This is a genomic window from Ruegeria sp. BC1, assembly GCF_056539305.1.
In genome coordinates this window covers 535,593-557,910 of the sequence record NZ_JBQFUT010000001.1, presented here as the reverse complement: position 1 = coordinate 557,910, position 22,318 = coordinate 535,593, and the positions used below count along the sequence as shown (strand labels likewise).

At 55.1% G+C, this 22,318-nt stretch carries 21 protein-coding genes; 14 read left to right on the top strand and 7 right to left on the bottom strand.

Going from position 1 to position 22,318, the window contains the following annotated elements:
* Positions 1-75: 75 nt before the first annotated feature.
* Both ACR0IY_RS02745 and ACR0IY_RS02740 read left to right on the top strand, forming a co-directional pair.
* A complete protein-coding gene (locus tag ACR0IY_RS02745; RefSeq protein WP_480670317.1) occupies positions 76-1,233 on the top strand; it encodes an RsmB/NOP family class I SAM-dependent RNA methyltransferase in 1,158 nt (385 codons plus the stop codon).
* A gap of 105 nt (positions 1,234-1,338) precedes the next feature.
* On the top strand, positions 1,339-3,630 hold the full coding sequence (locus ACR0IY_RS02740; RefSeq protein WP_480670316.1) for an ATP-binding protein: 2,292 nt from the start codon (positions 1,339-1,341) through the stop codon (positions 3,628-3,630).
* Positions 3,631-3,636: 6 nt separating this feature from the next.
* Here the strand turns inward: ACR0IY_RS02740 and ACR0IY_RS02735 are convergent, their stop codons facing one another.
* Positions 3,637-4,230 (bottom strand): gamma-glutamyl kinase, encoded by a 594-nt coding sequence (locus ACR0IY_RS02735; RefSeq protein ID WP_480670315.1) that lies wholly within the window; start codon positions 4,228-4,230, stop codon positions 3,637-3,639.
* Positions 4,231-4,422: 192 nt separating this feature from the next.
* Between ACR0IY_RS02735 and recA the strand changes: the two genes are divergently transcribed.
* From recA to ACR0IY_RS02715, 4 genes are all read left to right on the top strand, one after another.
* A complete protein-coding gene (gene recA / locus ACR0IY_RS02730) occupies positions 4,423-5,490 on the top strand; it encodes a recombinase RecA (protein WP_480670314.1) in 1,068 nt (355 codons plus the stop codon).
* Between the two features lie 173 nt (positions 5,491-5,663).
* Complete coding sequence (gene alaS, locus ACR0IY_RS02725; protein ID WP_480670313.1) at positions 5,664-8,333, top strand: alanine--tRNA ligase; 2,670 nt, start codon at positions 5,664-5,666, stop codon at positions 8,331-8,333.
* A gap of 1 nt (position 8,334) precedes the next feature.
* Positions 8,335-8,622, top strand: coding sequence for a DUF1330 domain-containing protein (locus tag ACR0IY_RS02720; protein ID WP_480670312.1), 288 nt, complete (start codon positions 8,335-8,337; stop codon positions 8,620-8,622).
* Positions 8,623-8,978: 356 nt separating this feature from the next.
* A complete protein-coding gene (locus tag ACR0IY_RS02715; protein ID WP_480670311.1) occupies positions 8,979-9,599 on the top strand; it encodes a transglutaminase-like cysteine peptidase in 621 nt (206 codons plus the stop codon).
* 146 nt (positions 9,600-9,745) lie between these two features.
* On the opposite strand, the gene ACR0IY_RS02710 is transcribed toward ACR0IY_RS02715, so the two are convergent.
* From ACR0IY_RS02710 to ACR0IY_RS02685, 6 genes are all read right to left on the bottom strand, one after another.
* Positions 9,746-10,573 carry a hypothetical protein gene (locus tag ACR0IY_RS02710; protein WP_480670310.1) on the bottom strand — a complete coding sequence of 276 codons (828 nt, stop codon included), beginning with the start codon at positions 10,571-10,573 and terminating at the stop codon, positions 9,746-9,748.
* A 460-nt stretch (positions 10,574-11,033) separates the two neighbouring features.
* A complete protein-coding gene (typA, locus tag ACR0IY_RS02705; protein ID WP_480670309.1) occupies positions 11,034-12,851 on the bottom strand; it encodes a translational GTPase TypA in 1,818 nt (605 codons plus the stop codon).
* 76 nt (positions 12,852-12,927) lie between these two features.
* Positions 12,928-13,263 carry a DMT family transporter gene (locus tag ACR0IY_RS02700; RefSeq protein WP_480670308.1) on the bottom strand — a complete coding sequence of 112 codons (336 nt, stop codon included), beginning with the start codon at positions 13,261-13,263 and terminating at the stop codon, positions 12,928-12,930.
* Positions 13,264-13,659: 396 nt separating this feature from the next.
* Positions 13,660-14,817, bottom strand: a complete 1,158-nt coding sequence (locus ACR0IY_RS02695; protein ID WP_480670307.1) for an HD domain-containing protein — start codon at positions 14,815-14,817, stop codon at positions 13,660-13,662.
* Positions 14,814-15,059: a hypothetical protein gene (locus tag ACR0IY_RS02690; protein WP_480670306.1), complete on the bottom strand. Its 246-nt coding sequence runs from the start codon at positions 15,057-15,059 to the stop codon at positions 14,814-14,816. The genes ACR0IY_RS02695 and ACR0IY_RS02690 overlap by 4 nt, the downstream gene beginning before the upstream one ends.
* Positions 15,059-15,712 (bottom strand): alpha/beta hydrolase, encoded by a 654-nt coding sequence (locus ACR0IY_RS02685; protein WP_480670305.1) that lies wholly within the window; start codon positions 15,710-15,712, stop codon positions 15,059-15,061. Before ACR0IY_RS02685 ends, ACR0IY_RS02690 begins: the two co-directional genes overlap by 1 nt.
* A gap of 177 nt (positions 15,713-15,889) precedes the next feature.
* Here ACR0IY_RS02685 and iscR point away from each other — a divergent pair, with 177 nt between their 5' ends.
* The 8 genes from iscR to ACR0IY_RS02645 are packed head-to-tail and all read left to right on the top strand — an operon-like array spanning position 15,890 to position 22,311.
* Positions 15,890-16,348 carry a Fe-S cluster assembly transcriptional regulator IscR gene (iscR, locus tag ACR0IY_RS02680; protein ID WP_480670304.1) on the top strand — a complete coding sequence of 153 codons (459 nt, stop codon included), beginning with the start codon at positions 15,890-15,892 and terminating at the stop codon, positions 16,346-16,348.
* Between the two features lie 45 nt (positions 16,349-16,393).
* Entirely contained in the window at positions 16,394-17,437 is a 1,044-nt protein-coding gene (locus ACR0IY_RS02675; protein ID WP_480670303.1) for a cysteine desulfurase family protein, read from the top strand.
* Positions 17,438-17,455: 18 nt separating this feature from the next.
* Positions 17,456-18,976, top strand: coding sequence for a Fe-S cluster assembly protein SufB (gene sufB / locus ACR0IY_RS02670; protein WP_480670302.1), 1,521 nt, complete (start codon positions 17,456-17,458; stop codon positions 18,974-18,976).
* Complete coding sequence (locus ACR0IY_RS02665) at positions 18,976-19,179, top strand: hypothetical protein (protein WP_480670301.1); 204 nt, start codon at positions 18,976-18,978, stop codon at positions 19,177-19,179. The genes sufB and ACR0IY_RS02665 overlap by 1 nt, the downstream gene beginning before the upstream one ends.
* A gap of 48 nt (positions 19,180-19,227) precedes the next feature.
* Positions 19,228-19,983 (top strand): Fe-S cluster assembly ATPase SufC, encoded by a 756-nt coding sequence (sufC, locus tag ACR0IY_RS02660; RefSeq protein WP_480670300.1) that lies wholly within the window; start codon positions 19,228-19,230, stop codon positions 19,981-19,983.
* Positions 19,983-21,263, top strand: coding sequence for a Fe-S cluster assembly protein SufD (sufD, locus tag ACR0IY_RS02655; RefSeq protein ID WP_480670299.1), 1,281 nt, complete (start codon positions 19,983-19,985; stop codon positions 21,261-21,263). The genes sufC and sufD overlap by 1 nt, the downstream gene beginning before the upstream one ends.
* Positions 21,263-21,748, top strand: a complete 486-nt coding sequence (locus tag ACR0IY_RS02650; protein ID WP_480670298.1) for a YIP1 family protein — start codon at positions 21,263-21,265, stop codon at positions 21,746-21,748. The genes sufD and ACR0IY_RS02650 overlap by 1 nt, the downstream gene beginning before the upstream one ends.
* Positions 21,745-22,311: a YIP1 family protein gene (locus tag ACR0IY_RS02645; protein ID WP_480670297.1), complete on the top strand. Its 567-nt coding sequence runs from the start codon at positions 21,745-21,747 to the stop codon at positions 22,309-22,311. Before ACR0IY_RS02650 ends, ACR0IY_RS02645 begins: the two co-directional genes overlap by 4 nt.
* The last annotated feature ends 7 nt before the right edge of the window (positions 22,312-22,318 follow it).

The window sequence follows — 22,318 nt, the reverse complement described above, 5'->3', positions numbered from 1 at the left end:
ATATGCTTTGCGGCGCTCTGAATGGGGCGCTGCGATGCGTTTCGACACTGACATTTTCAAGCATCGGAACTTGCAATGATTCCCGCCGCGCGTGTTCAGGCATCAATTGAGATCCTTGATGAGGTTCTTTCCGGTGTGCCGGTTGAAAAAGCCCTAACCAATTGGGCGCGGCGCAGCCGATTTGCGGGGTCCAAGGATCGGGCAGCAATCAGGGATCATGTGTTTTCGGCTTTGCGTTGCAAGCGTTCCTTTGCGGCGCTCGGAGGGGCGGAGACCGGTCGTGGGTTGATGATTGGATCGGTGCGCGCATCGGGGGACGATCTGGGGGCGTTGTTTTCGGGTGCTCGGCACGCGCCTGCCGCTGTTTCTGAATCCGAAGTTGCACGGGAGTTTAAATCCCAGTCCGAACAGAACGACATTCCTGAATGGCTTTGGGGTAGATTTCAATCGTCGCTTGGGGATAAAGCTGTACCAGTCGCGCAGGCGTTGCAACGCCGTGCGCCAGTGCATCTGCGCGTGAATCTGATCAAGACGGATGTGTCCGGTGCGATAGCTGCATTGGCCAAGGAAGAGATCAGCGCCATTGCCAGTCCTGCCTGTGACACGGCGCTGGAAGTTACCGAAGGCGCGCGCAAAGTTGCGCGCAGCCGTGCCTATACAGATGGGTTGATCGAACTTCAGGACGCGGCCAGTCAGGCGGTTGTTGCCGCTCTGGATCTGAAACCGGGGATGCAGGTTCTGGATTATTGTGCAGGCGGCGGTGGCAAGTCATTGGCAGTGGCGGCACATCAAGGGGTCAAGGTGTTCGCCCATGACGTGAATCCTGCAAGGATGCAGGATCTACCAGCACGTGCCAAACGGGCAGGGGCACAAGTGCAGATTTTGCAGACTGACGAGATCGCACGGCAAGGACCTTTCGACGTGATCCTTGCGGATGCGCCATGTTCGGGCAGCGGTTCATGGAGGCGGGCTCCTGCGGGGAAATGGGCCTTGACGGAATATCGTCTCAAGGAATTGACGTCCATCCAAGGTGAGATACTGGAACAAGTATCGCACTTTATCAGCCCAGGTGGGACTTTGGCTTATGCAACATGCTCGATGCTTGAGGATGAAAACGCTGCTGTGGTCGACGCATTCCTGCAAGAAAACCCCGATTGGTCAGAGTGTTTTCGTAAAACGTGGCTTGTGTCCCACGGGACGGACGGATTCTTTACGTCACACTTGACGCGGTAGTGCGTCAGGTCATAGCAACTATAGGGAGAGCGGCTGGTTTCTGTTAAGCGGGCCTTAACCTTATTTGGGCTGTTTGTTGAAAAAGCCCATCAAACTGAGTTGGTTATGTCCGATACAGCAGAAGTTTATTCTGACCCGTCTCTTCAAAAAGCCCCGTCTAGTATACGTCTTGCGACTCTTGTGGCAATTGCCGCTCTGCTCAGTCTTGCACCTGTGTTGGGTTTCTTTCCTGCAGCCTGGAATACGGGGTTTTTGGTTGCCAGTATATCGCTTCTGGCTGCGGCCATTTTGGTCATGTTGCGAGGGATCATCGCGGATAACGGCGCGAAAAAAGCGGTCGAGGCGATGGCTGTAGTGGCGGAACAAGACCTTTTTCCATGCATGATCGCAAATGCTCAGGGGGATATTCTGACCGTCAATTCTGAGGCGCGTACACAGTTTCAGGCTTTGACCGGAGCCCGGCTGGAAGATTGCTTAAAATCAAAACTTGCAAACCCATCAGCCATCCTGTTGCGCTTGCAATCCAAGGCCGAAATTTACGGTAGAGCGCGCGAAGACATCGTGACCGTAGGCTCAACCATCCCAATATCCGTTTTTGATGTAGGAGGTGGCAGGTTTTGCTGGCGCTTTCATCTGGGCATGCCCGGACAGTGGGACGACGTCGACGTGCCGGTTCTGACCGAAGGACGCAACGGCGCTTTGCTGCGCGTCAATGCTGCGGCAGAGCATCTGTTGGGACACCGGCCTGACATGTTGCATCAGGTATTTTCGAACGAACTGAATGGGCAGGGGGACATCGTGCAAGCGCATACTACAAGTGGGCCGCTTTCAACTGCCGTTTGTGAGCTTGGCCGCTCGGGATCCGTTCGTGATTTACTGATGCTGCCCTTGAAAGCTTCTGACACTGGAACGAGTGGTGCGTCTTTTGCTGATCTGCCGGTGCCGATCATGTGCCTTTCTCCCGAGGGTCGAATCCTTGAGGTTAATCGTCTGGCCGAAAAACTGATCGGGAATGTTCAGCCCGGTGAATCCAATGTTGACCAGATTATGCAGGGGTTGGGGCATCCAATTCTGGACTGGCTGGAGCGTACTGCGGCGAAAGAACCCGCGATGCGGTCTGAGTTTCTGCGCCTTACCCGTGAAGATAAAGAGGTTTTTGTTCAAGTAACGCTGAACCGCGTTGTTAATAACGGGCAGGTCAGGCTGATTGCAGTGATGAATGACGCCACGGAACTCAAAACACTTGAGGCGCAGTTTGTTCAGGGGCAAAAGATGCAAGCTGTCGGGCAATTGGCCGGCGGTGTCGCGCATGATTTCAATAATCTGCTAACGGCGATTTCCGGCCATTGCGACTTGCTGTTGTTGCGACACGACCAGAGTGACCCGAACTATGGTGATCTCGTTCAGATCAACCAAAACGCCAATCGTGCGGCTGCGCTGGTCAGCCAACTGCTGGCGTTTTCGCGCAAACAGACATTGCAGCCCGAAGTGCTGGACCTTCGGGATACGATCTCGGATCTGATTCATTTGCTGAACCGGCTGGTGGGAGAGAAAGTGCGTCTGATTCTCAGTCACGATCCGGTTCTCAAACCTGTTCGCGCTGATAAACGGCAGCTGGAACAGGTAATTATGAACCTTGTCGTAAACGCTCGCGACGCAATGCCAGACGGTGGCGAAGTTCGGATTGAGACGGAAGTTGTGGTATTGGGCGAGCCGCTCCGGCGTGATCGCGCTACCGTCCAGCCCGGAGAGTATGTGACCGTAAAGGTGATCGACAGTGGTATTGGTATTCCCGCTGACAAGCTGCAAAAAGTGTTTGAGCCGTTCTACACCACCAAACGAACCGGCGAAGGTACTGGTTTAGGTTTGTCGACGGTTTATGGGATTGTCAAACAGACGGGCGGCTTCATTTTCGTCGATAGCCTTCCGGGACACGGAACCGAATTTACTGTTTACCTGCCGGTTTCTGCTGCACCGCAGGAAGTACAGCAAAACAACATCTCCTCGGCCGGCACTCAGAATTCTCGACAGGGCGAAGGGGTTGTGCTGCTTGTTGAAGATGAGGCTCCGGTGCGGGCCTTTGCAACTCGGGCTTTGCGGCTGAAGGGCTACACCGTGCTCGAGGCGGATTCGGCAGAGGAGGCGCTGAGTTTGCTGGAAGACGGATCGCTGAATGTAGACGCGTTTGTTACCGATGTGGTCATGCCCGGGATGGACGGACCGACTTGGGTGCGCAAAGCAATGGAGACGCGACCGGATGTAAGGGTAATCTTTATGTCCGGCTACACAGAAGGTGCCTTCGGAGACTCAGGGCCGGAGATTGCGAATTCGACGTTTCTTCCAAAACCGTTTTCGCTGAACCAACTGACAGAGGCAGTTTTTCAACAGCTTAACTGATTGCTGCTAACGCGCCGCGGTGTGACAGGCAAACTCGGCTGCATGTCGTTCTCGAAATTTGTGCTCGGTCTCTGGCTTCAGGGAAAGGTTGCGTTTAGGTGAGACGTTTTCGCGTTTCAGGTCGATTTGCATGTTCAATCGGTCTTGCAAGAAATCCAGGATAGTGTCCTGATTTTCGTATTTGAAGATGTGGCTTGCCCCAAACCCGTTGCTTCTGGTGCGGAAGAATTGACTTTGACTGCCAACATCGGCGAATTCGGGACGGGGTGATTGCATATACGCCTGCACGAATTCATCGAAACTTAGGTTGTGGGTGGAATGCGGATGACCAACACGTTCGGGACGACTGCGGAACCGATACCAACTGCCCAACCAGTCTAGTGGCTCACGCACTACGGCCATGATCTCCATCTCGGTGTCGTACATTTTACGAAAGATGTTCTGAAAAAAACGATCATATCGACGTACTGGTGCGTGTTTCAGCTCTGGTGGGCCTGTTACCACCATATCGGCCCGATCGCGTAGGGCCGAGTGGTAGGCTGTGCTGCCTGTTTTCGGAACAGCTAAAAGCGCCAAACGTTCCTTATAGAAAACAAGCATTTATTCGCCTCCTGCCGATTTAAGTTATCGGGGCACATTGGCGTAAACGACTCTTTAACACAATTGCCGAACAGTAACCATTGTAAGTTTTAGTTGAAATGTTCTCTTTTTGGTCCCATAAGGAACAAGAGGCGAACAAAGCAGCGATTGCCGCCCGTTGAAGGGTGTGACAAAAGGGAAGGCGACAGGACAATGGCGGATCTTCTGACAATGAGCGACAAGAAAAACGCAGACAAGCAAAAGGCGCTCGACAGCGCGTTGGCCCAGATCGAGCGGCAGTTCGGCAAGGGTTCAATCATGAAACTGGGCGAGGATGCCAAACAGGACATCGAGGCCAGCTCGACCGGCTCATTGGGGCTGGACATTGCGCTTGGGATCGGCGGATTGCCGATGGGCCGGATTGTTGAGATTTATGGGCCGGAGAGTTCCGGTAAGACCACGCTGACGCTGCATTGTATTGCAGAACAGCAAAAGCGAGGCGGTGTTTGTGCCTTCGTGGACGCGGAACATGCGCTGGACCCGCAATATGCCCGCAAGCTTGGTGTTGATCTGGATGAGTTGCTGATCTCGCAGCCGGACACCGGTGAGCAGGCGTTGGAAATTACCGATACGCTGGTACGATCCGGTGCTGTGAACATGGTTGTGGTCGACTCGGTTGCGGCTCTGACCCCGAAGTCCGAGCTGGAAGGCGACATGGGCGACAGCAACGTGGGCGTGCAGGCCCGGTTGATGAGCCAGGCGATGCGCAAACTGACTGGTTCAATCAGCCGTTCGAACTGCATGGTAATCTTCATCAACCAGATCAGGATGAAGATCGGTGTGATGTTCGGCAGCCCGGAGACCACAACCGGTGGCAACGCGCTGAAGTTCTACAGCTCGGTTCGCCTCGACATCCGCCGTATCGGCGCGATCAAAGACCGCGATGAGGTGGTCGGTAACCAAACCCGCGTGAAGGTCGTAAAGAACAAGGTCGCGCCACCGTTCAAACAGGTGGAATTCGACATCATGTATGGTGAAGGTATCTCGAAAATGGGTGAGCTGCTGGATCTTGGTGTCAAGGCTGGTGTGGTCGAAAAGTCAGGTTCGTGGTTCAGCTATGGGGACGAACGGATCGGGCAGGGGCGTGAGAATGCCAAGCAATATCTGCGCGATAATAGCCGTGCCGCACTTGAAATCGAGGACAAGATTCGCGCCGCGCATGGGCTGGATTTCGACATGCCTCCGGGCGTGGCAGAAGACGACGATATCCTAGAGGCATGACGGTCGCTGACCGGAAAAACACTCACCGACATCTAACGGTTTAAAGCTAGCTTAGAGCAAGGCGGTCCATCTGGACCGCCTTGTTTCGTTCCGGGGCCCCAATGCTGTGGACTATCCGCAGGGACAGGGATAAACCCGTTTTGAACAAAACGATTGCGCGCTGAGAGAGCCTTATGCCCACGCTGAACGATATCCGATCGACCTTTTTGAACTACTTTGCCAAACAGGGACACGAAGTGGTGGCGTCCAGCCCTCTGGTCCCACGCAATGACCCGACTTTGATGTTCGTGAACTCGGGCATGGTACAGTTCAAAAATCTGTTCACTGGTGTGGAAACACGCGACTACCAGCGGGCCACGACGGCGCAGAAATGTGTGCGTGCGGGCGGTAAGCACAATGACCTGGACAATGTGGGCTATACCGCGCGCCACCATACTTTCTTTGAAATGCTTGGGAATTTTTCTTTCGGGAACTATTTCAAACCCGAGGCGATCCCCTTTGCCTGGGAATTGATTACCAAGGAATTCGGAATCGACAAGAACCGCTTGTTGACCACGGTTTATCACACCGACGACGAGGCGTTTGAAATTTGGAAGAAAGTCGGGGTTCCCGAAGATCGGATCATCCGCATCGCGACCAATGACAATTTCTGGCAGATGGGGCCTACTGGTCCGTGCGGTCCATGTACCGAGATTTTCTATGACCACGGCGATCATATTTGGGGCGGTCCTCCGGGTTCGGCCGAAGAAGATGGTGACCGGTTCATTGAGATTTGGAACATCGTTTTCATGCAAAACGAACAGTTCGAAGACGGCTCAATGGTTGAGCTCGATATGCAGTCGATCGATACCGGCATGGGGTTGGAGCGGATCGGTGCTCTGCTTCAGGGCAGCCATGACAACTATGACACAGACCTGTTCAAAACACTGATCGAGGCGTCAGCGGTTGCGACCGGTGTTGACCCCTATGGCGATCAGAACGTGCATCACCGTGTAATCGCGGACCACCTGCGTTCGACCTCGTTCCTGATTGCAGATGGTGTGATGCCGTCGAATGACGGGCGTGGCTATGTCCTGCGTCGGATCATGCGCCGCGCCATGCGCCACGCGCATCTACTGGGGGCGAAAGACCCGGTCATGCATCGCCTGGTTCCGACCTTGGTACAATTGATGGGCGCGCAATATTCTGAATTGGGTCAGGCGCAACCATTGATCGAGGAAACTTTGTTGTTGGAGGAAACCCGATTCAAGCAGACGTTGGATCGTGGCCTCAAGCTGTTGGATGACGAGGTTGCCAGCCTTTCTAAGGGTGCGGCGCTGCCCGGCGATGCAGCGTTCAAGCTGTATGATACTTATGGGTTCCCACTGGACCTGACACAGGATGCTCTACGCGAAAAGGGTTTGACTGTTGATACGGACGGGTTCGACGTGGCCATGGCCGAGCAAAAGGCCAAAGCTCGAGCGGCTTGGGCAGGGTCGGGTGAGGCTGCGGATCAGGCGGTTTGGTTCGACGTTCTGGACAGTGCCGGCGCCACGGACTTTCTCGGATATGACACCGAAAAGGCCGAGGGTCAGGTGGCTGCCCTTATCGTTGACGGAGCTCTGGTCGATAAAATCGAAAAGGGTGGAACCGGTTGGGTGGTCGTAAACCAGACCCCGTTCTATGGCGAGGCCGGCGGTCAGGTCGGTGACACGGGTGAGATTCGTCGCTTGGACGAGCGTAACGACATTGCCCGCGTTGCAGACACTAAGAAATTCGCCGACGGCAAGGTTTATGCCCACAGGGTCAGTGTCGAGAACGGCGCCTTGTCCAAGGGAGATTCTGTCGAGCTTGAGGTTGATCACGACCGCCGAACCGCCATCCGAGCGAACCATTCGGCCACTCACCTGCTGCATGAGGCGTTGCGGGAAACGCTCGGCGATCACGTGGCACAGCGCGGGTCGCTGAATGCCTCGGACCGGTTGCGGTTTGATTTCAGCCACTCCAAAGCGCTGAGCGTAGAAGAAATTCAGAAGGTCGAGCGCGAAGTGAACGAATTCATCCGTCAGAACTCGACCGTAGAAACTCGTGTCATGACGCCAGACGATGCCCGTGAACTGGGCGCTCAGGCTCTGTTCGGTGAAAAATACGGCGATGAGGTTCGGGTTGTGTCCATGGGCAAGGCGCCTACAGGCAAAGGGCATGACGGCGATACGTGGTCGATCGAGCTGTGTGGCGGAACGCATGTGCGCCAAACCGGGGATATCGGAACGTTTGTTGTACTGGGCGACAGTGCCAGCAGCGCCGGTGTGCGTCGGATCGAGGCATTGACCGGAAACGAAGCATTCCGGCATCTTTCTGAACAAGACCAGCGACTTGGGCAAATTGCATCGGAATTGAAGGCTCAGCCGAACGACGTAGTTAGCCGGGTCAAAGCATTGCTGGACGAACGTAAATCGCTCCAAAACGAGGTTGCTCAGCTGCGCCGTGATCTTGCAATGGCCGGTGGCTCAGGTCAGGGCGGTTCCGAAGCGCGCGATGTAAATGGCGTACCTTTCTTGGCTCAGGCCCTCAGCGGCGTTTCTGGTAAAGACTTGCCCGCTTTGATTGATGAGCACAAAAGCCGCCTTGGATCAGGTGCAGTTCTGTTGATCGCTGACGCGGGTGGTAAAGCTGCCGTCGCGGCCGGGGTAACAGCAGATCTGACCGATAAGGTTTCGGCCGTGGATCTGGTTCGCGCAGCGGTGGTCGAACTGGGCGGGAAGGGCGGCGGTGGTCGTCCCGATATGGCACAGGGCGGTGGCCGCGATGCCTCTAATTCAGATGCGGCGATCAAAGCCGCCGAGCAAGTATTGGGAGGGTAATATGCCTGCACTCTGGATCGCACATGTGACTGTGACGGATGCTGAATCTTACGGGAAATATGCCGAATTGGCCGGTCCTGCGATTGCTAAGCATGGGGGTGAATTCATCGCCCGTGCTGCGAGGTATGTCCAGCTTGAGGGCAAGGAGAGGCCACGAAACGTTGTTGCCCGCTTTCCATCGGTCGAGGCCGCTGTGGAGTGCTACAACTCCTCGGAATACCAAGAAGCACTCGACCATGCGCGTGGCGCGAGTGAGCGTGAACTGGTGGTTGTCGAGATCACTGATTAAAGCAGGACCATCCGCCAAAGCCGGAATTCTGTCTTGGTGAGCGGAATTTAGCCAATTGATATACCGGGTCGCATTTTATGCGACCCGGTTTTTTTTGTGCTTTGAATTATCACTTACTTACAGGGGCTTGAAGAGAGCCTGAAAAATGATTTTTTCAAGTCAGCCACGTAGATTGTGGCTTGGCGCGCACAATTCTTGCCTTAAATGGTCATATTGAGTGACGAATTTCCGCCTCTTTTGCCTTGCAGCTTCCACTTTGATTGCGATGGCGACGTGTCTACCGATATTTAAGTTTCAATAGGTACGGTCCGATTTGCCTGCAATCGAAGGTAAAAATGGATTGAGGGACTGGCACAATGCCGTTTAGCACGAAACTCAGAATCGTTGTCGCGCGCTTAACCTTTTCTACGGGTCAGTTGTGCATCGCAACTGCGTTGGCATTTACCCCTGCTTTAATCGGTTCCAATGCCGAGGCCAGCGAAGGTCGCTTTATTCCAAGTATTGCAGTGTCACCGCCACCGTCAGGAGCGCGACAGTTATGCCGTCAATACAACTGGGCCTGTTCGACCAAGGCTACTGTGTCGATGTCAAGCCAACAGGAATTGCAGATAATTAGGCGTGTAAACCGAAAGGTGAACGCGACGACGCGTTCGGTTACAGACCGGTCTCAGTACAAGACAGAGGAGCGGTGGGCTTTGCCTACGTCGCGGGGTGGAGATTGTGAAGATTTCGCGCTGTTGAAGAAAAGGGACCTGATCCGAGCCGGTGTCGATCCCAGCAAGCTGCTCATTGCGACAGTTCTGGATACCAAGCGCAATTCCCATGCTGTTTTGGTGTATCGGTCAGCGGGCGGAGATCTTGTGCTGGATAATCTAACCAATCAAATCAAGCCGTGGTCGGCAACTCGGTACCTGTTCCTAAGAATGCAAAACCCCAGAAAGCCCAGCGGTTGGGTAGGTGTTTACGGTCGTAGTTGACATATTTGTCTATAGACTGTTTGTGGATACGTCTTATTTTCTCTTGCACATTACAAAGGGCGGCAATTTAGCCGCCCTTTCTGTTTGGTGACATGGAGGCTCGTTCGGACCCATTTTGGGTTTGTTAAGCCGCCAAGCCTAACGCGTTAGTTGAACGTGCCACCTTTGCCAGCTCCGCCGACGTTGCCGCCAGTGGCGCCGCCATTGCTTCCGCCGTTACCATTCTTGCCACCGGGATTGTCTGAACCGTTGGAGTTTTGGTCCTGACCTCCGGGATTGGTTCCGTCGTTATGACCCGAGCGGTTATTACCTCCGTTGCCATTGCCATCGGAGTTTCCGCCGCCGCCATTATTGCCGCCGTTGCCGTTGCCACCGGAGTTACCACCGCCGCCGTTGTTGCCGCCGTTACCGTTGCCACCGGAGTTACCACCGCCGCCATTGTTACCGCCGTTGCCATTGCCACCGGAGTTACCACCGCCGCCGTTGTTGCCGCCGTTACCGTTGCCACCGGAGTTACCACCGCCGCCATTGTTACCGCCGTTGCCATTGCCACCGGAACCGCCGCCATCGTTGTTGCCGCCGTTACCGTCGCCACCGCCTCCACCGGGGGTGTCGCTGCCACCGCCGCCGCCGCCGGGGGTATCGCCACCGCCACCGGGGTTACCGCCACCGGGGGTGTCGCCTCCACCGCGAGGATCACCGCCGCCGGGGGTATCGCTCCCGCCGTCAGGGTTTCCACCGCCTGGGGTATCGCTACCGCCGCCAGGGTTGTCACCGCCGGGACTATCACTCCCGCCGCCTGTACTTCCTTCACCGGTGCCACCGTCGTCGCCATCGTTGCCGTTATCGTTGTCGGGGGGGGAAGTGGTAGCTGTTGGGAGGTCAGTTAAAACGGCAGCGAAAGCTGGGCAGTTGTCCAGTGTTCGGGCCAGAATGTCCTCGAAATCCGCTCGCCGTTGGATGTATCGAAGCATCCGTCTATCAACGACCGTGCATCCGCACAAAGTGTCTGTGGACACTGATTGCCTGACAGTTTTGATGGTACATTTTTCTGCTTGAGCCGAACCGGCAGAGATCAAGGGAAATGCTGCTGATACGAAAACAATAGATAACAAACGGGACTTCACGCGCATTGCGCCACTCCTTCGGAACTCGTTACTCACACCTTTGCACTAACGCTTAGTGTTACACGCTTACGTACAACTTTCGTGCCACACTTCAACCACAATTACACCTAATTCTCGTCTTATTTTCAAGGCCGGTTAATGTAAAATTAATTAATATTTTGTCTTGCTGATAAAAGAAATATCATAAAATCAAAGAGAAAGCCCGCCTACATGGCGGGCTTTCTACAGGTTATTGCCTTGGTAATCGGAGGCAATATTGCTTCAATTGTGACATTGTTTCAACAATGTGAATTATTCAGTGAATTCTTCAGGCTGACCTTGCCATGCGTTTCCGTTCGTGCGGATCCAAAAAGCGTTTGCGCAAACGAACGGCGTTCGGCGTGACCTCGACCAATTCATCGTCATCAATGTAGGCAATCGCTTCTTCCAACGAGAATTGGATGTGCGGAGTCAACCGGACTGCATCGTCCGAACCGCTGGCTCGTACGTTGGTCAGCTTTTTACCTTTAAGTGGGTTTACCTCAAGGTCGTTGTCACGCGAGTGTTCGCCGATCACCATGCCTTGATAGACGTCTGCTTGGGGGCCGACGAACATGCGACCACGTTCTTCGAGGTTCCACAGGGCATAAGCGACGGCATGACCGTTCTCCATCGAAATGAGAACACCGGCGCGGCGACCAGGGATTGGCCCCTTGTGAGCGGACCAACCATGGAACACTCGATTCAAAACGCCGGTTCCACGGGTGTCGGTCAGAAACTCTCCGTGATAGCCGATCAGCCCGCGCGAGGGCACATGTGCAATGATGCGGGTTTTGCCGGCGCCGGCCGGGCGCATCTCGACCAGTTCACCTTTGCGCGCGCCTGTGATCTTTTCGATTACGGCGCCTGAGTATTCATCATCAACGTCAATGGTGACTTCTTCGATTGGTTCCAGTCGTTGACCGTCTTCCTCGCGGAACAGAACTTGAGGGCGGGAAATGCTGAGTTCGAACCCCTCACGGCGCATGTTTTCAATCAGAACACCCATCTGCAGTTCGCCACGACCGGCAACCTCGAAGGCTTCACCACCGGGGGTGTCGGTGATGCGAATGGCGACGTTGGATTCGGCTTCTTTCATAAGGCGGTCGCGGATCACGCGGGATTGCACCTTTTTACCGTCGCGTCCGGCCAAGGGTGAATCGTTGATGCCAAAGGTCACTGTGATCGTCGGCGGATCGATGGGTTGGGCAGGCAGGGCCTCTTCGACCTGTGGTGAGACCAGCGAGTCGGCCACGGTTGCCTTGCTCATACCTGCGATGGTGACGATGTCCCCGGCTTCGGCCACGTCGATTGGTTGCTGAGCCAGGCCGCGAAAAGCCAGAATTTTCGAAGCGCGGAAGTTTTCGATCAGCGTTCCATCACGGGACAGCGCCTTGAGGCTGTCACCGGCCTTAAGTGTTCCGCTTTCCACGCGGCCAGTCAGAATGCGGCCGATGAACGGGTCGCTACCCAGAGTGGTGGCCAGCATGCGGAAAGGCTCACCCTTGCGTTCGGCCTGCTTTGGGGCTGGGACGTGATCGACGATCAGGTCGAACAGAGCGGTCAGATCCTTGCGGGGTCCGTCCAGCTCCATATCTGCCCAGCCAGAGCGGCCCGAGGCATACATGGCCGGGAAATCCAGCTGATCGTCGTCGGCACCGAGATTGGCGAACAGGTCAAAGCATTCGTCTAGCGCGCGGTCGGGTTCAGCATCGGGCTTATCGACTTTGTTCAAAACCACGATTGGGCGCAGGCCCAATGCCAGCGCCTTGGAGGTGACGAACTTGGTCTGAGGCATCGGGCCTTCGGCGGCATCGACAAGCAAAACAACTCCGTCCACCATGCTGAGAATCCGCTCGACTTCGCCCCCGAAATCGGCGTGACCGGGGGTGTCGACGATATTGATTCGCGTGCCCTTCCATTCAACCGAGGTCGCCTTGGCAAGGATGGTGATGCCGCGCTCACGTTCCAGATCGTTGCTATCCATGGCGCGTTCCGCCACAGCCTGATTTTCCCGGAATGCACCGGATTGTTTGAGCAGCTCGTCCACCAGGGTCGTCTTGCCGTGGTCAACGTGAGCGATGATTGCGATATTGCGCAGGTCCATGAGAGGTCAGCCTTTGAACGGGAAGTTGCCGCGCGCATAGCGCGGTTTGAGCAAATAGACCAGCCCTAACCGGCGATCAGTGACCGGCTGTCTTGGAAAACAGGTGAATGACAAGGATTCCCGCCAAAATCATGGCTAGTCCGGCGACGGCAGGCCAATCCAACTTTTGGCCGAAGACGATAAATCCGATGAAGGCAATCAGGCAGATGCCCAGCCCCGACCAGATTGCATAGACTATCCCGACAGGCATGTATTTTAGCGTCAGACCGAGAAGATAGAATGAAACGGCATAGCTGACCACGACGAGTACAGAGGGCCAAAAACGGGTGAACTGCTGGCTGGCCTGGAGGGATGATGTGCCGATGGTCTCTGCTATGACCGCCAGCAATAGGATCAGGTAAGCTTTGGGCATTGCGACGTTCTCGGTAAAAGTTTCGCGAGGATGAGCACAAAATAAGACGAGCGGGCAAGAAAATTCTCGATACCCGGGCGAAAATAACAGACTGATACCTGTGTCGGCCAAGTGGCGGGGAGGTCAGGATAACCTGACTTTTATTTTACTGCGCTTAGTAGTATAAACCCGTTGTTTTTAAAGGTTTTTGTTTACTGAGTGTTTTCCATGACGAAATTCGCAAGATATGTCGTGTTTGTTTCGGCGCTTATAGTTGCGCTTGGGTGGCTTGCCGACGGGGGGTCCGTTGACAAAAATGCAGCCGAATTTGTTGAACGGTTAGAGAGTATTCAGGTTTAAGCGCTTGTCGGAACGCGGGAAGAAGGGGCAATTTTGCCTCTTTTTCTCTGCGTACTCTCACACCTTTGCTTCTGCTGAAAAGTAAGCGGCCAACTGCGGTTGAAGCCATGCCCAAAGTCTGGGCGCACCACGTTGTATCGGGGTGCCGACACGCCGTTCGACCTGAGCATAAGTGACGTCATAATCAACCCAGGAACCGCCGCCCGTGTCGAGGTTGCCGATCGGAGTTTGAAAGCGATCAATTGCCTTGGCAAAATGAGCGTCAATACTGTCTGCCGCTTCAAATTCCGTCCACAGGGACAGGAACGCGTTCCTTTGGGAAGCGGGCAGCATCCCAAACAGTCTTTGTGCGGCAGCTTGTTCTTCGGCTTCCTGTGCCGCGTGATCGACATGTCCGTGAATGGGGTGGTCGCCAGCGTCAATTTCGACGATGTCGTGAAGCAAAAGCATTTTCAGAACGCGGTCCAGCGCGATGCCGGGCAGGGCATGTTCTGAAAGAACCCAGGCAAACAGCATGACGTGCCATGAATGTTCGGCGGAATTTTCGAACCGTTCACCGCTCAATAGGCGTGAGGCGCGGTAGACAGATTTCAGTTGGTCAGTCTCGGTCAGAAACGGAAGACGAAGTGAAAACGCTGTATCACCGGTTGGGATTTCATCAAGCAGGTTTTGCGCGGCAGTGTAGGCGTCTGGAAACTCGGTCTTAAGATAAGCCGCCCGTCCGCCGTTCAAGTTGTCGCGGGCAATTGCCCGATGTTCCGGCTTAGGATTTGGTGCGCACAGGACCTGAAACATCGGCTGGCACCGGTCAAGGTATTTGGCGAATTTCGCATCCGGGCTTTGATCTGCTTCGAATTCCTGCCAGAGCGCAAGAAACTCCGACGCCTGATCTTGAGGCAGCAGACCAAACAACTGCGCAGCTGCAGCTTGTTCGGCCTGCTCGACCGCGTGCCAGTCGGTTTGTAGGTGAATGGGATGATCGCCCACGATGATTTCTACCAGATCATGCAGCAACAGCATCCGGATCACCCGACCGATGCTGACTTTCTCGCCGGCCAGAGGCTCCATGACCAGTGCCCACAACGCCAGTTGCCAGCTATGCTCGGCCGCATTTTCAGGGCGGGACTGATCCAGAAGATTATTTGCGCGTTCGACTGACTTCAGCCTGTCCGCGCATTTCAAAAATTCGATTTGCGCAGACAGTCTTTCGGTCATTGTTTCTCGATCGCTTTCATTTTCGAACGGTGTTCTGCCAGTTTCTGAATGACGAACTTGCGGGCCTTTCGTTCTGCCAGCCGCACACGAATTTCTGTCAGAAACGCCTCTTCCAGAGTTTGAGACGACGCGCCCAAATGCTCGCCGACTTCAACAAAGAAGCGGTCATTGCCGGTTTCATCCATCACTTTCATCGTGTCTTCGGCCAATTTGGCCGCAAGGGTGGTGATGGTATCGGACATCAGCGCGTGTTCTCGGTCAGGCGGCGTTTCACATAGTCGGAAACGTCTGTGATCAGAGTGTCCATGTGCCGTTCCTGGAAGAAGTGATCAGCGCCCTCGACCTCGTTGTGGGTAATAGTAATGCCTTTCTGCTCGTGCAGTTTATTCACAAGCGACGTGGTATCCGCCGGAGGAGCAACACGGTCAGCCGACCCGTTGATGATCAAGCCAGAGGAAGGGCAGGGTGCGAGGAACGAGAAATCGTACATGTTTGCCGGGGGTGAGACGCTGATAAAACCTGTGATCTCGGGGCGGCGCATCAAAAGCTGCATACCGATCCAGGCCCCGAACGAGAAACCTGCGACCCAGCAATGCTTCGAGTTGTTGTTCATCGATTGCAGATAATCCAGCGCGGATGCGGCATCGCTTAGCTCGCCTACGCCCTGATCATATTCACCCTGGCTACGTCCTACGCCGCGAAAGTTAAAGCGCAACACGGTGAATCCCATGTTGTAAAACGCATAGTGCAGATTATAGACCACCTTGTTGTTCATGGTCCCGCCAAACTGTGGATGCGGGTGAAGCACGATAGCTATCGGTGCGTCTTTTTCCTTTTGCGGGTGGTAACGGCCTTCCAGGCGGCCTTCGGGTCCGGGAAAAATCACCTCGGGCATGTGTGCTTTGGTCCTGTCTTTTTCTTCTTGGTGCCGGGATATACTTGACGGTTATCGTCAGGCACCTTAGAACGGTTCTAATTGTAATGCTTTGCGCAAGGCACTGCCAGTCGGAGATACGCACTGGCAGCGGCGGCGTCAATGTTTTCGCGCGCAACCTGCCATGAGGGAAAGACAATGAAGCTATCGACCAAGGGTCGTTATGCAATGGTTGCATTGGCCGATATCGCCCTACAACCCGGCGATGGCCTTGTGACATTGGGTGAAATTTCCGAACGCCAGGATATTTCATTGCCTTATCTTGAGCAGTTGTTTGTAAAGCTGCGTCGCGCTGAACTGGTTACTTCTGTTCGCGGTCCAGGCGGGGGATACCGGCTAACTCGGTCGCCTTCGGAAATTCGCGTGGTCGAGGTGTTGGCCGCGGTCGATGAAAACGTTGATGCATTGCAGAAGGGTGCAGGGGCATCCGGCGCGTCCTCTGGCAGCCGGGCGCAATCGCTGACCAATCGGTTGTGGGAAGGGCTGAGCGCTCATGTCTACGTCTTTCTGCATCAAACCCGCTTGTCCGATGTAATCAAAAACGATCTGGCCCCGTGCCCGGCAGTACCGAGCCTGTTTGCTGTCGTGGATGACTAGGAGTATGAGCTCGGGCACGAGTTTTGCGCGGGAAAAGATGTATCTATGAAACGTGTTTACCTGGATCATAACGCGACCACCCAGCTGCACCCCAAGGCGCGTGACGCCATGGTTGCAGCTATGGATGTTTGCGGAAACCCGTCATCGGTACATGCCGAAGGCCGGGCGGCAAAGGCTCTGGTCGAGCGTGCGCGCGCCCAGGTGGCTGCAGCGTTTGGCGCAGATGGAGCTGATATCGTTTTTACCTCGGGATCCACTGAAGGGGCGGCGCTGTCGCTGGCGGGTCGTGGGTTACACGGGTCGGCCATCGAGCATGACGCCGTAAGGGCCTGGATTACCGACGATCTGTCTGTGTCCGCTACTGGTCAGGTGCAGATTCTTGACCCTGTACAATCGACCTTGCAATTGGCGAACTCTGAAACCGGAATCATTCAGAAGCTGCCGACAGGCTTGGCGGTAACGGATGCGACCCAGGCTTTTGGGAAACTGCCTATGGCTTTCAATTGGCTCGGCGCGCAGATGGCTCTTGTTTCTGCGCACAAATTGGGTGGCCCAAAAGGCGTCGGAGCAGTTGTGTTGAAACGCGGTACGGATTTGCCCTCTCAGATCAAGGGTGGCGGGCAGGAAATGGGCCGTCGTTCCGGTACGGAAAATGTCATTGGAATCGCGGGGTTCGGCGCGGCTGCTGAAGCAGCGGCTAAAGAGCTGTCCGACGGGGTCTGGGAGCAAATCCAAGAATTTAGAAATATTCTAGAAAAGGCCCTTGAGGCTGGTTCTAAATCTACTATTTTTGTCGGGAAAGATCAGGAACGCCTGCCCAATACCCTGTGCTTCGCCACCCCCGGTTGGAAAGGCGAAACGCAGGTGATGCAGATGGATCTGGCGGGTTTTGCAATCAGCGCAGGTTCAGCCTGTTCCAGCGGCAAGGTTCGCGCCAGTGCGGTTCTCACCGCGATGGGATTTGATGAGGTCACAGCAGCCAGCGCGATCCGCGTTTCGCTGGGCCCTCGGACAACGGAAGAAGACGTGCTGCGTTTCGCTGAAACGTGGCTTGAGAAAGAGAAAAAGCATCGCGCGCGTGCCGCGTGATCTGACGGAGGGTGTCATATGGCCGCTTTGGACCAGACCCAGGTAAAAGAAGGTGTCGATCAGGAAACCGTGGACGCGGTACGCGAGGTCGGAACCTATAAATATGGCTGGGAAACCGAAATTGAAATGGAATACGCGCCTAAGGGCGTGAACCCGGATATCGTCCGTCTGATCTCTGAAAAGAATGAAGAACCCGAATGGATGACCGAATGGCGTCTGGCAGCGTTCGACCGCTGGACCCAAATGGACGAGCCGGATTGGGCGATGGTTCACTATCCCAAAATCGACTTTCAGGATCAGTACTATTATGCCCGCCCCAAGTCGATGGAAGAAAAACCCAAGTCGCTTGAGGACGTTGATCCAAAACTGCTGGCAACTTACGAAAAGTTGGGTATCCCGCTGAAAGAACAGATGATTCTTGCTGGCGTTGAGGGGGCAGAAGACGCACCTGCAGAAGGTCGCAAGGTTGCTGTGGATGCAGTGTTCGACTCGGTTTCTGTGGGCACGACCTTTCAGGCCGAACTGAAAAAAGCGGGTGTGATTTTCTGTTCAATCTCTGAAGCGATTAAGGAACACCCTGAACTGGTCAAAAAGTATCTGGGTACAGTGGTTCCGGTATCGGACAACTTCTATGCCACTTTGAACTCGGCCGTGTTCTCCGATGGGTCTTTCGTCTACATCCCTCCGGGTGTGCGCTGTCCGATGGAACTGAGCACCTATTTCCGAATCAACGCGGAAAACACAGGTCAGTTCGAACGCACGCTGATCATCGCCGACAAGGGATCATACGTCTCCTATCTGGAAGGCTGCACCGCGCCGCAACGTGATACGGCGCAGCTACACGCCGCTGTCGTCGAGATCATCGTCGAAGAAGATGCCGAAGTTAAGTATTCGACCGTTCAGAACTGGTTCCCAGGCGACGAGAACGGCAAAGGCGGCATCTACAACTTCGTGACCAAACGCGCCGATTGCCGAGGTGATCGTTCCAAGGTGATGTGGACACAGGTCGAGACTGGCTCGGCCGTGACCTGGAAATACCCGTCCTGCATCCTGCGTGGCGATGACAGCCAGGGTGAGTTCTACTCGATCGCGATCACCAACAACTATCAGCAGGCCGATACTGGCACTAAGATGGTTCATCTGGGTAAAAACACCAAGTCGCGGATCGTATCGAAGGGGATCAGCGCGGGTAAGGCCCAGAACACCTATCGCGGTCTGGTTTCCATGCATCCCAAGGCAAAAGACAGCCGCAATTATACCCAGTGCGACAGCTTGTTGATCGGTGACAAATGCGGGGCGCACACGGTTCCGTATATCGAGGTCAAAAACAACTCGAGCAGGGTTGAGCACGAGGCGACAACGTCCAAGGTTGACGACGATCAACTGTTCTATTGCCGCCAGCGCGGCATGGATGAGGAAGAGGCTGTGGCGCTTGTCGTCAACGGGTTCTGCAAGGACGTTCTGCAAGCTCTGCCGATGGAATTCGCGATGGAAGCGCAGCAGTTGGTGGCTATCTCACTCGAAGGTTCTGTCGGTTGATGACGCAGACACCGCGGAACCGCATCCAAAAGGATGACGTGCTGACCTGGCTGGGATACGCGTTGCCAGTTCTGGGTGGTTTGCTGGGCGTGGTTTTCGTCAACATCAACTACATGGCTTTCATCAACCCGGTCTGGGCGATTGGCGGAGGAGCGGTTCTTGGATGGATCGCCGCGCGTCTGATCCGCAAAGTGTTGGGCTAGAAAATTATCGGGGCCGGATGCCCCTTGCGATACGCAAAAGGACAAAAAATGCTGGAAATCAAGAACCTGCACGTGCAGCTTGAAGAAGAAGACAAGCAAATCCTTAAAGGTGTGGATCTGACGGTTGAGGCCGGCAAGGTGCACGCAATCATGGGGCCGAACGGTTCGGGCAAGTCGACGCTCAGCTATGTGCTGTCGGGCCGCGATGGGTATGAAGTGACTGAAGGTTCGGCCACTTTGGACGGTGAAGATCTGTTGGAGATGGAACCAGAAGAGCGTGCTGCGGCCGGTGTATTTCTGGCGTTCCAGTATCCGGTTGAAATTCCTGGTGTCGGTAACATGACATTCCTGCGCACCGCTGTGAACGCGCAGCGCAAAGCGCGCGGCGAAGAGGAACTGTCCGCCGCGGATTTCCTGAAAGATGTGCGCGCCAAGGCGAAATCGCTGAAGATCGACGCGGATATGCTCAAGCGTCCGGTAAACGTCGGTTTCTCGGGCGGTGAGAAAAAGCGCAACGAAATCCTGCAGATGGCGATGCTGGAGCCCAAAATGTGCATTCTGGACGAAACGGATTCGGGTCTCGACGTCGATGCGATGAAGCTGGTGGCTGAAGGTGTAAATGCGCTGCGTGACGAGGGGCGCGGGTTCCTTGTTATCACCCACTATCAGCGTCTGCTGGACCACATCAAACCGGATGTTGTGCACATTATGGCCGATGGTCGGATCGTGAAAACCGGTGGTCCTGATCTGGCGTTGGAAGTTGAAAACAACGGCTATGCCGACATTCTGGCCGAGGTGAACTGATGGGGCTGCCTGAAGTCAAACAAACAGCGACCGAGGCGCGGCTGGCCAGTTTGGTCATGCCCGATGCCGGATGCACCCGCGCAGCACGTGAAAGTGCGCTGGCTCGAGTGTTGGAAATGGGTCTGCCCGGTCGGCGCGACGAGTATTGGAAATACACGCGGCCCGATACGTTAATCTCGCCCGAGGCACCTCAGGCGGCTTTGTTCAAATCCGACGAGCCGTTGATGTTCCATGATCTGGATCGTCTGAAAATCGTGTTCATTGATGGTGTCTTCAGCCCCGACGAGTCTGATGATCTGTCGCTTGAAGGGGTCACGATCGACAGGATCGAAGATATCTGCTGCAAAGATATCCATTGGGGCAAAGAGTTGTACGGCGTTCTTGAAGCGCGTGGACAAACTCCGGTCCAGCGGCCTTTGGCGGCGTTGAATACGGCGTTTGCGGGCGATGGCGTCGCCATCCACGTGACGGGCAAGCCGAGCAAGCCGATCAGCTTGATATACCGTCACGCGTCGGAAACCTCGGATGCGATGTTGCATCACATCGTTCGCGTTGAAACCGGTGCCGAGGTGACCATTCTTGAGAATGGTCCAGCAGCGTCGCGATTCAACAAGTGCATGGAAATCGACATCGCCGATGGCGGAACGCTGCACCATGTTCGCGCTCAGGGCAGGGATCATGAACGCCGTGCGGCGACACATATGTTCACGCGCCTGGGTAAGGAATCCGTCTATAAGTCGTTTACCCTGACTGTGAACGGCGTCCTGACACGCAACGAGCAGGTCATTGAACTGACTGGTGATGATGCGGTGGCCCACGTGGCGGGGGCCTGTGTTGGCGACGGTGATTTCCATCACGACGATACGGTTTTTGTTACCCATGACGCCGTGAACTGTGAAAGCCGTCAGGTGTTCAAGAAGGTTCTGCGCAATGGCGCGACCGGCGTTTTCCAAGGGAAAATCCTTGTGAAAGAAGGCGCGCAGAAAACTGATGGTTATCAGATCAGCCAGTCGCTGCTGTTGGATGACGACAGCCAGTTTCTAGCCAAGCCGGAACTTGAAATCTATGCCGATGACGTAGCGTGCTCACACGGATCGACCTCGGGTGCGATTGACGAGACGGCATTGTTCTACCTGCGGTCGCGCGGGGTTCCAGTCAAGGACGCTACCAACATGCTGACTCTGGCCTTTCTGGCCGAGGCTGTGGATGAGATCGAAGACAGCTCTCTGGCCGAGGCCATTGTGGGCCGTCTGGAAGGTTGGTTGGCGCGGCGCAGCTGATGCCTGTCACTACAGATATCGTGGCCACTTACAGGGGGCCGGGGCGTGTAGTGCGCCGGCTTCTTGATCTGGGGCAGCGGGAAGACCGGGCGCTTGTTTTTGTCATGGCGTTTTGTGTGGTGGCGTTCATTGCACAAATGCCAAGCCTTGCACGGCGTGCCCATCTGGAAGGGTTAGAGCTGAATATGCTGATGGGCGGAGCCTTGCTGGGTACCGTCTTCATCCTTCCGTTGTTCTTCTATGCTCTGGCGTTTGTGTCTTTTGGTGCGGCCCGGTTGGTTGGAGGACGGGGAACATCCTATGGTGCACGCTTGGCATTGTTCTGGGCCTTGCTGTCATCAACACCATTGGTTCTGCTGCATGGGCTTGTCGCGGGTTTCGTCGGCTCGGGTCCAGCGCTGACGCTGGTAGGGGTTGTCTGGGTAGGGTTCTTTGGCTGGTTTTGGCTTTCAGGTCTTGTACAGGTGCAGAGGTATCCTGAATGAAAGGTGTCTCGATCAGCGAACTTGCGGTGCAAACTCTGGCCAATCCGTCCGAAGCAGCCCGCCGCCTGATGGCTCTGAACCCTGGCCGAGAGGTTTTGTGGTTGGCCTTTTTCCTGGCGGTTGTTCTGAATGGCTTGGTGCAGGTCGGCATCGATCATTTTGTTCCTGTACCAGAGGGGCAGGCGGCACCACCAACAGATCCCGTATTCCTGAACCTGCTTCGCTCTGCTGGAGCTATGCTACTGAGCGTCGTGGCATTTCTGTTTATCGGGCGGATGCTTGGTGGCACTGCAACCTTCGATGACATTCTGATCCTGACGATCTGGTTGCAGTTTCTGCAGATTGCGGCGTTGGTAATTACGCTTGTCGTTTCGGTTGCCTTACCGTTCCTAATGCTGATGTTTTTGCTCGCCACAGCGGTGCTGAGCCTTTACGTCACGCTCCATTTCCTGAATGAAGCCCACAAATTCGGATCGCTCTGGAAATCGTTCGGGGTCATTTTGCTGTCTGCTTTGATTGCAGTGCCATTTGTCCTCGCCCTGACGCCCAGTGCTCCGGTATAGGGAAAAG

Excerpts from the sequence above, each read along its gene's own strand:
- ACR0IY_RS02745 (WP_480670317.1), top strand. The coding sequence starts at position 76 with ATGATTCCCGCCGCGCGTGTTCAGGCATCAATTGAGATCCTTGATGAG.
- ACR0IY_RS02740 (WP_480670316.1), top strand. The coding sequence starts at position 1,339 with ATGTCCGATACAGCAGAAGTTTATTCTGACCCGTCTCTTCAAAAAGCC.
- ACR0IY_RS02735 (WP_480670315.1), bottom strand. The coding sequence starts at position 4,230 with ATGCTTGTTTTCTATAAGGAACGTTTGGCGCTTTTAGCTGTTCCGAAA.
- recA (WP_480670314.1), top strand. The coding sequence starts at position 4,423 with ATGGCGGATCTTCTGACAATGAGCGACAAGAAAAACGCAGACAAGCAA.
- alaS (WP_480670313.1), top strand. The coding sequence starts at position 5,664 with ATGCCCACGCTGAACGATATCCGATCGACCTTTTTGAACTACTTTGCC.
- ACR0IY_RS02720 (WP_480670312.1), top strand. The coding sequence starts at position 8,335 with ATGCCTGCACTCTGGATCGCACATGTGACTGTGACGGATGCTGAATCT.
- ACR0IY_RS02715 (WP_480670311.1), top strand. The coding sequence starts at position 8,979 with ATGCCGTTTAGCACGAAACTCAGAATCGTTGTCGCGCGCTTAACCTTT.
- ACR0IY_RS02710 (WP_480670310.1), bottom strand. The coding sequence starts at position 10,573 with ATGCTTCGATACATCCAACGGCGAGCGGATTTCGAGGACATTCTGGCC.
- typA (WP_480670309.1), bottom strand. The coding sequence starts at position 12,851 with ATGGACCTGCGCAATATCGCAATCATCGCTCACGTTGACCACGGCAAG.
- ACR0IY_RS02700 (WP_480670308.1), bottom strand. The coding sequence starts at position 13,263 with ATGCCCAAAGCTTACCTGATCCTATTGCTGGCGGTCATAGCAGAGACC.
- ACR0IY_RS02695 (WP_480670307.1), bottom strand. The coding sequence starts at position 14,817 with ATGACCGAAAGACTGTCTGCGCAAATCGAATTTTTGAAATGCGCGGAC.
- ACR0IY_RS02690 (WP_480670306.1), bottom strand. The coding sequence starts at position 15,059 with ATGTCCGATACCATCACCACCCTTGCGGCCAAATTGGCCGAAGACACG.
- ACR0IY_RS02685 (WP_480670305.1), bottom strand. The coding sequence starts at position 15,712 with ATGCCCGAGGTGATTTTTCCCGGACCCGAAGGCCGCCTGGAAGGCCGT.
- iscR (WP_480670304.1), top strand. The coding sequence starts at position 15,890 with ATGAAGCTATCGACCAAGGGTCGTTATGCAATGGTTGCATTGGCCGAT.
- ACR0IY_RS02675 (WP_480670303.1), top strand. The coding sequence starts at position 16,394 with ATGAAACGTGTTTACCTGGATCATAACGCGACCACCCAGCTGCACCCC.
- sufB (WP_480670302.1), top strand. The coding sequence starts at position 17,456 with ATGGCCGCTTTGGACCAGACCCAGGTAAAAGAAGGTGTCGATCAGGAA.
- ACR0IY_RS02665 (WP_480670301.1), top strand. The coding sequence starts at position 18,976 with ATGACGCAGACACCGCGGAACCGCATCCAAAAGGATGACGTGCTGACC.
- sufC (WP_480670300.1), top strand. The coding sequence starts at position 19,228 with ATGCTGGAAATCAAGAACCTGCACGTGCAGCTTGAAGAAGAAGACAAG.
- sufD (WP_480670299.1), top strand. The coding sequence starts at position 19,983 with ATGGGGCTGCCTGAAGTCAAACAAACAGCGACCGAGGCGCGGCTGGCC.
- ACR0IY_RS02650 (WP_480670298.1), top strand. The coding sequence starts at position 21,263 with ATGCCTGTCACTACAGATATCGTGGCCACTTACAGGGGGCCGGGGCGT.
- ACR0IY_RS02645 (WP_480670297.1), top strand. The coding sequence starts at position 21,745 with ATGAAAGGTGTCTCGATCAGCGAACTTGCGGTGCAAACTCTGGCCAAT.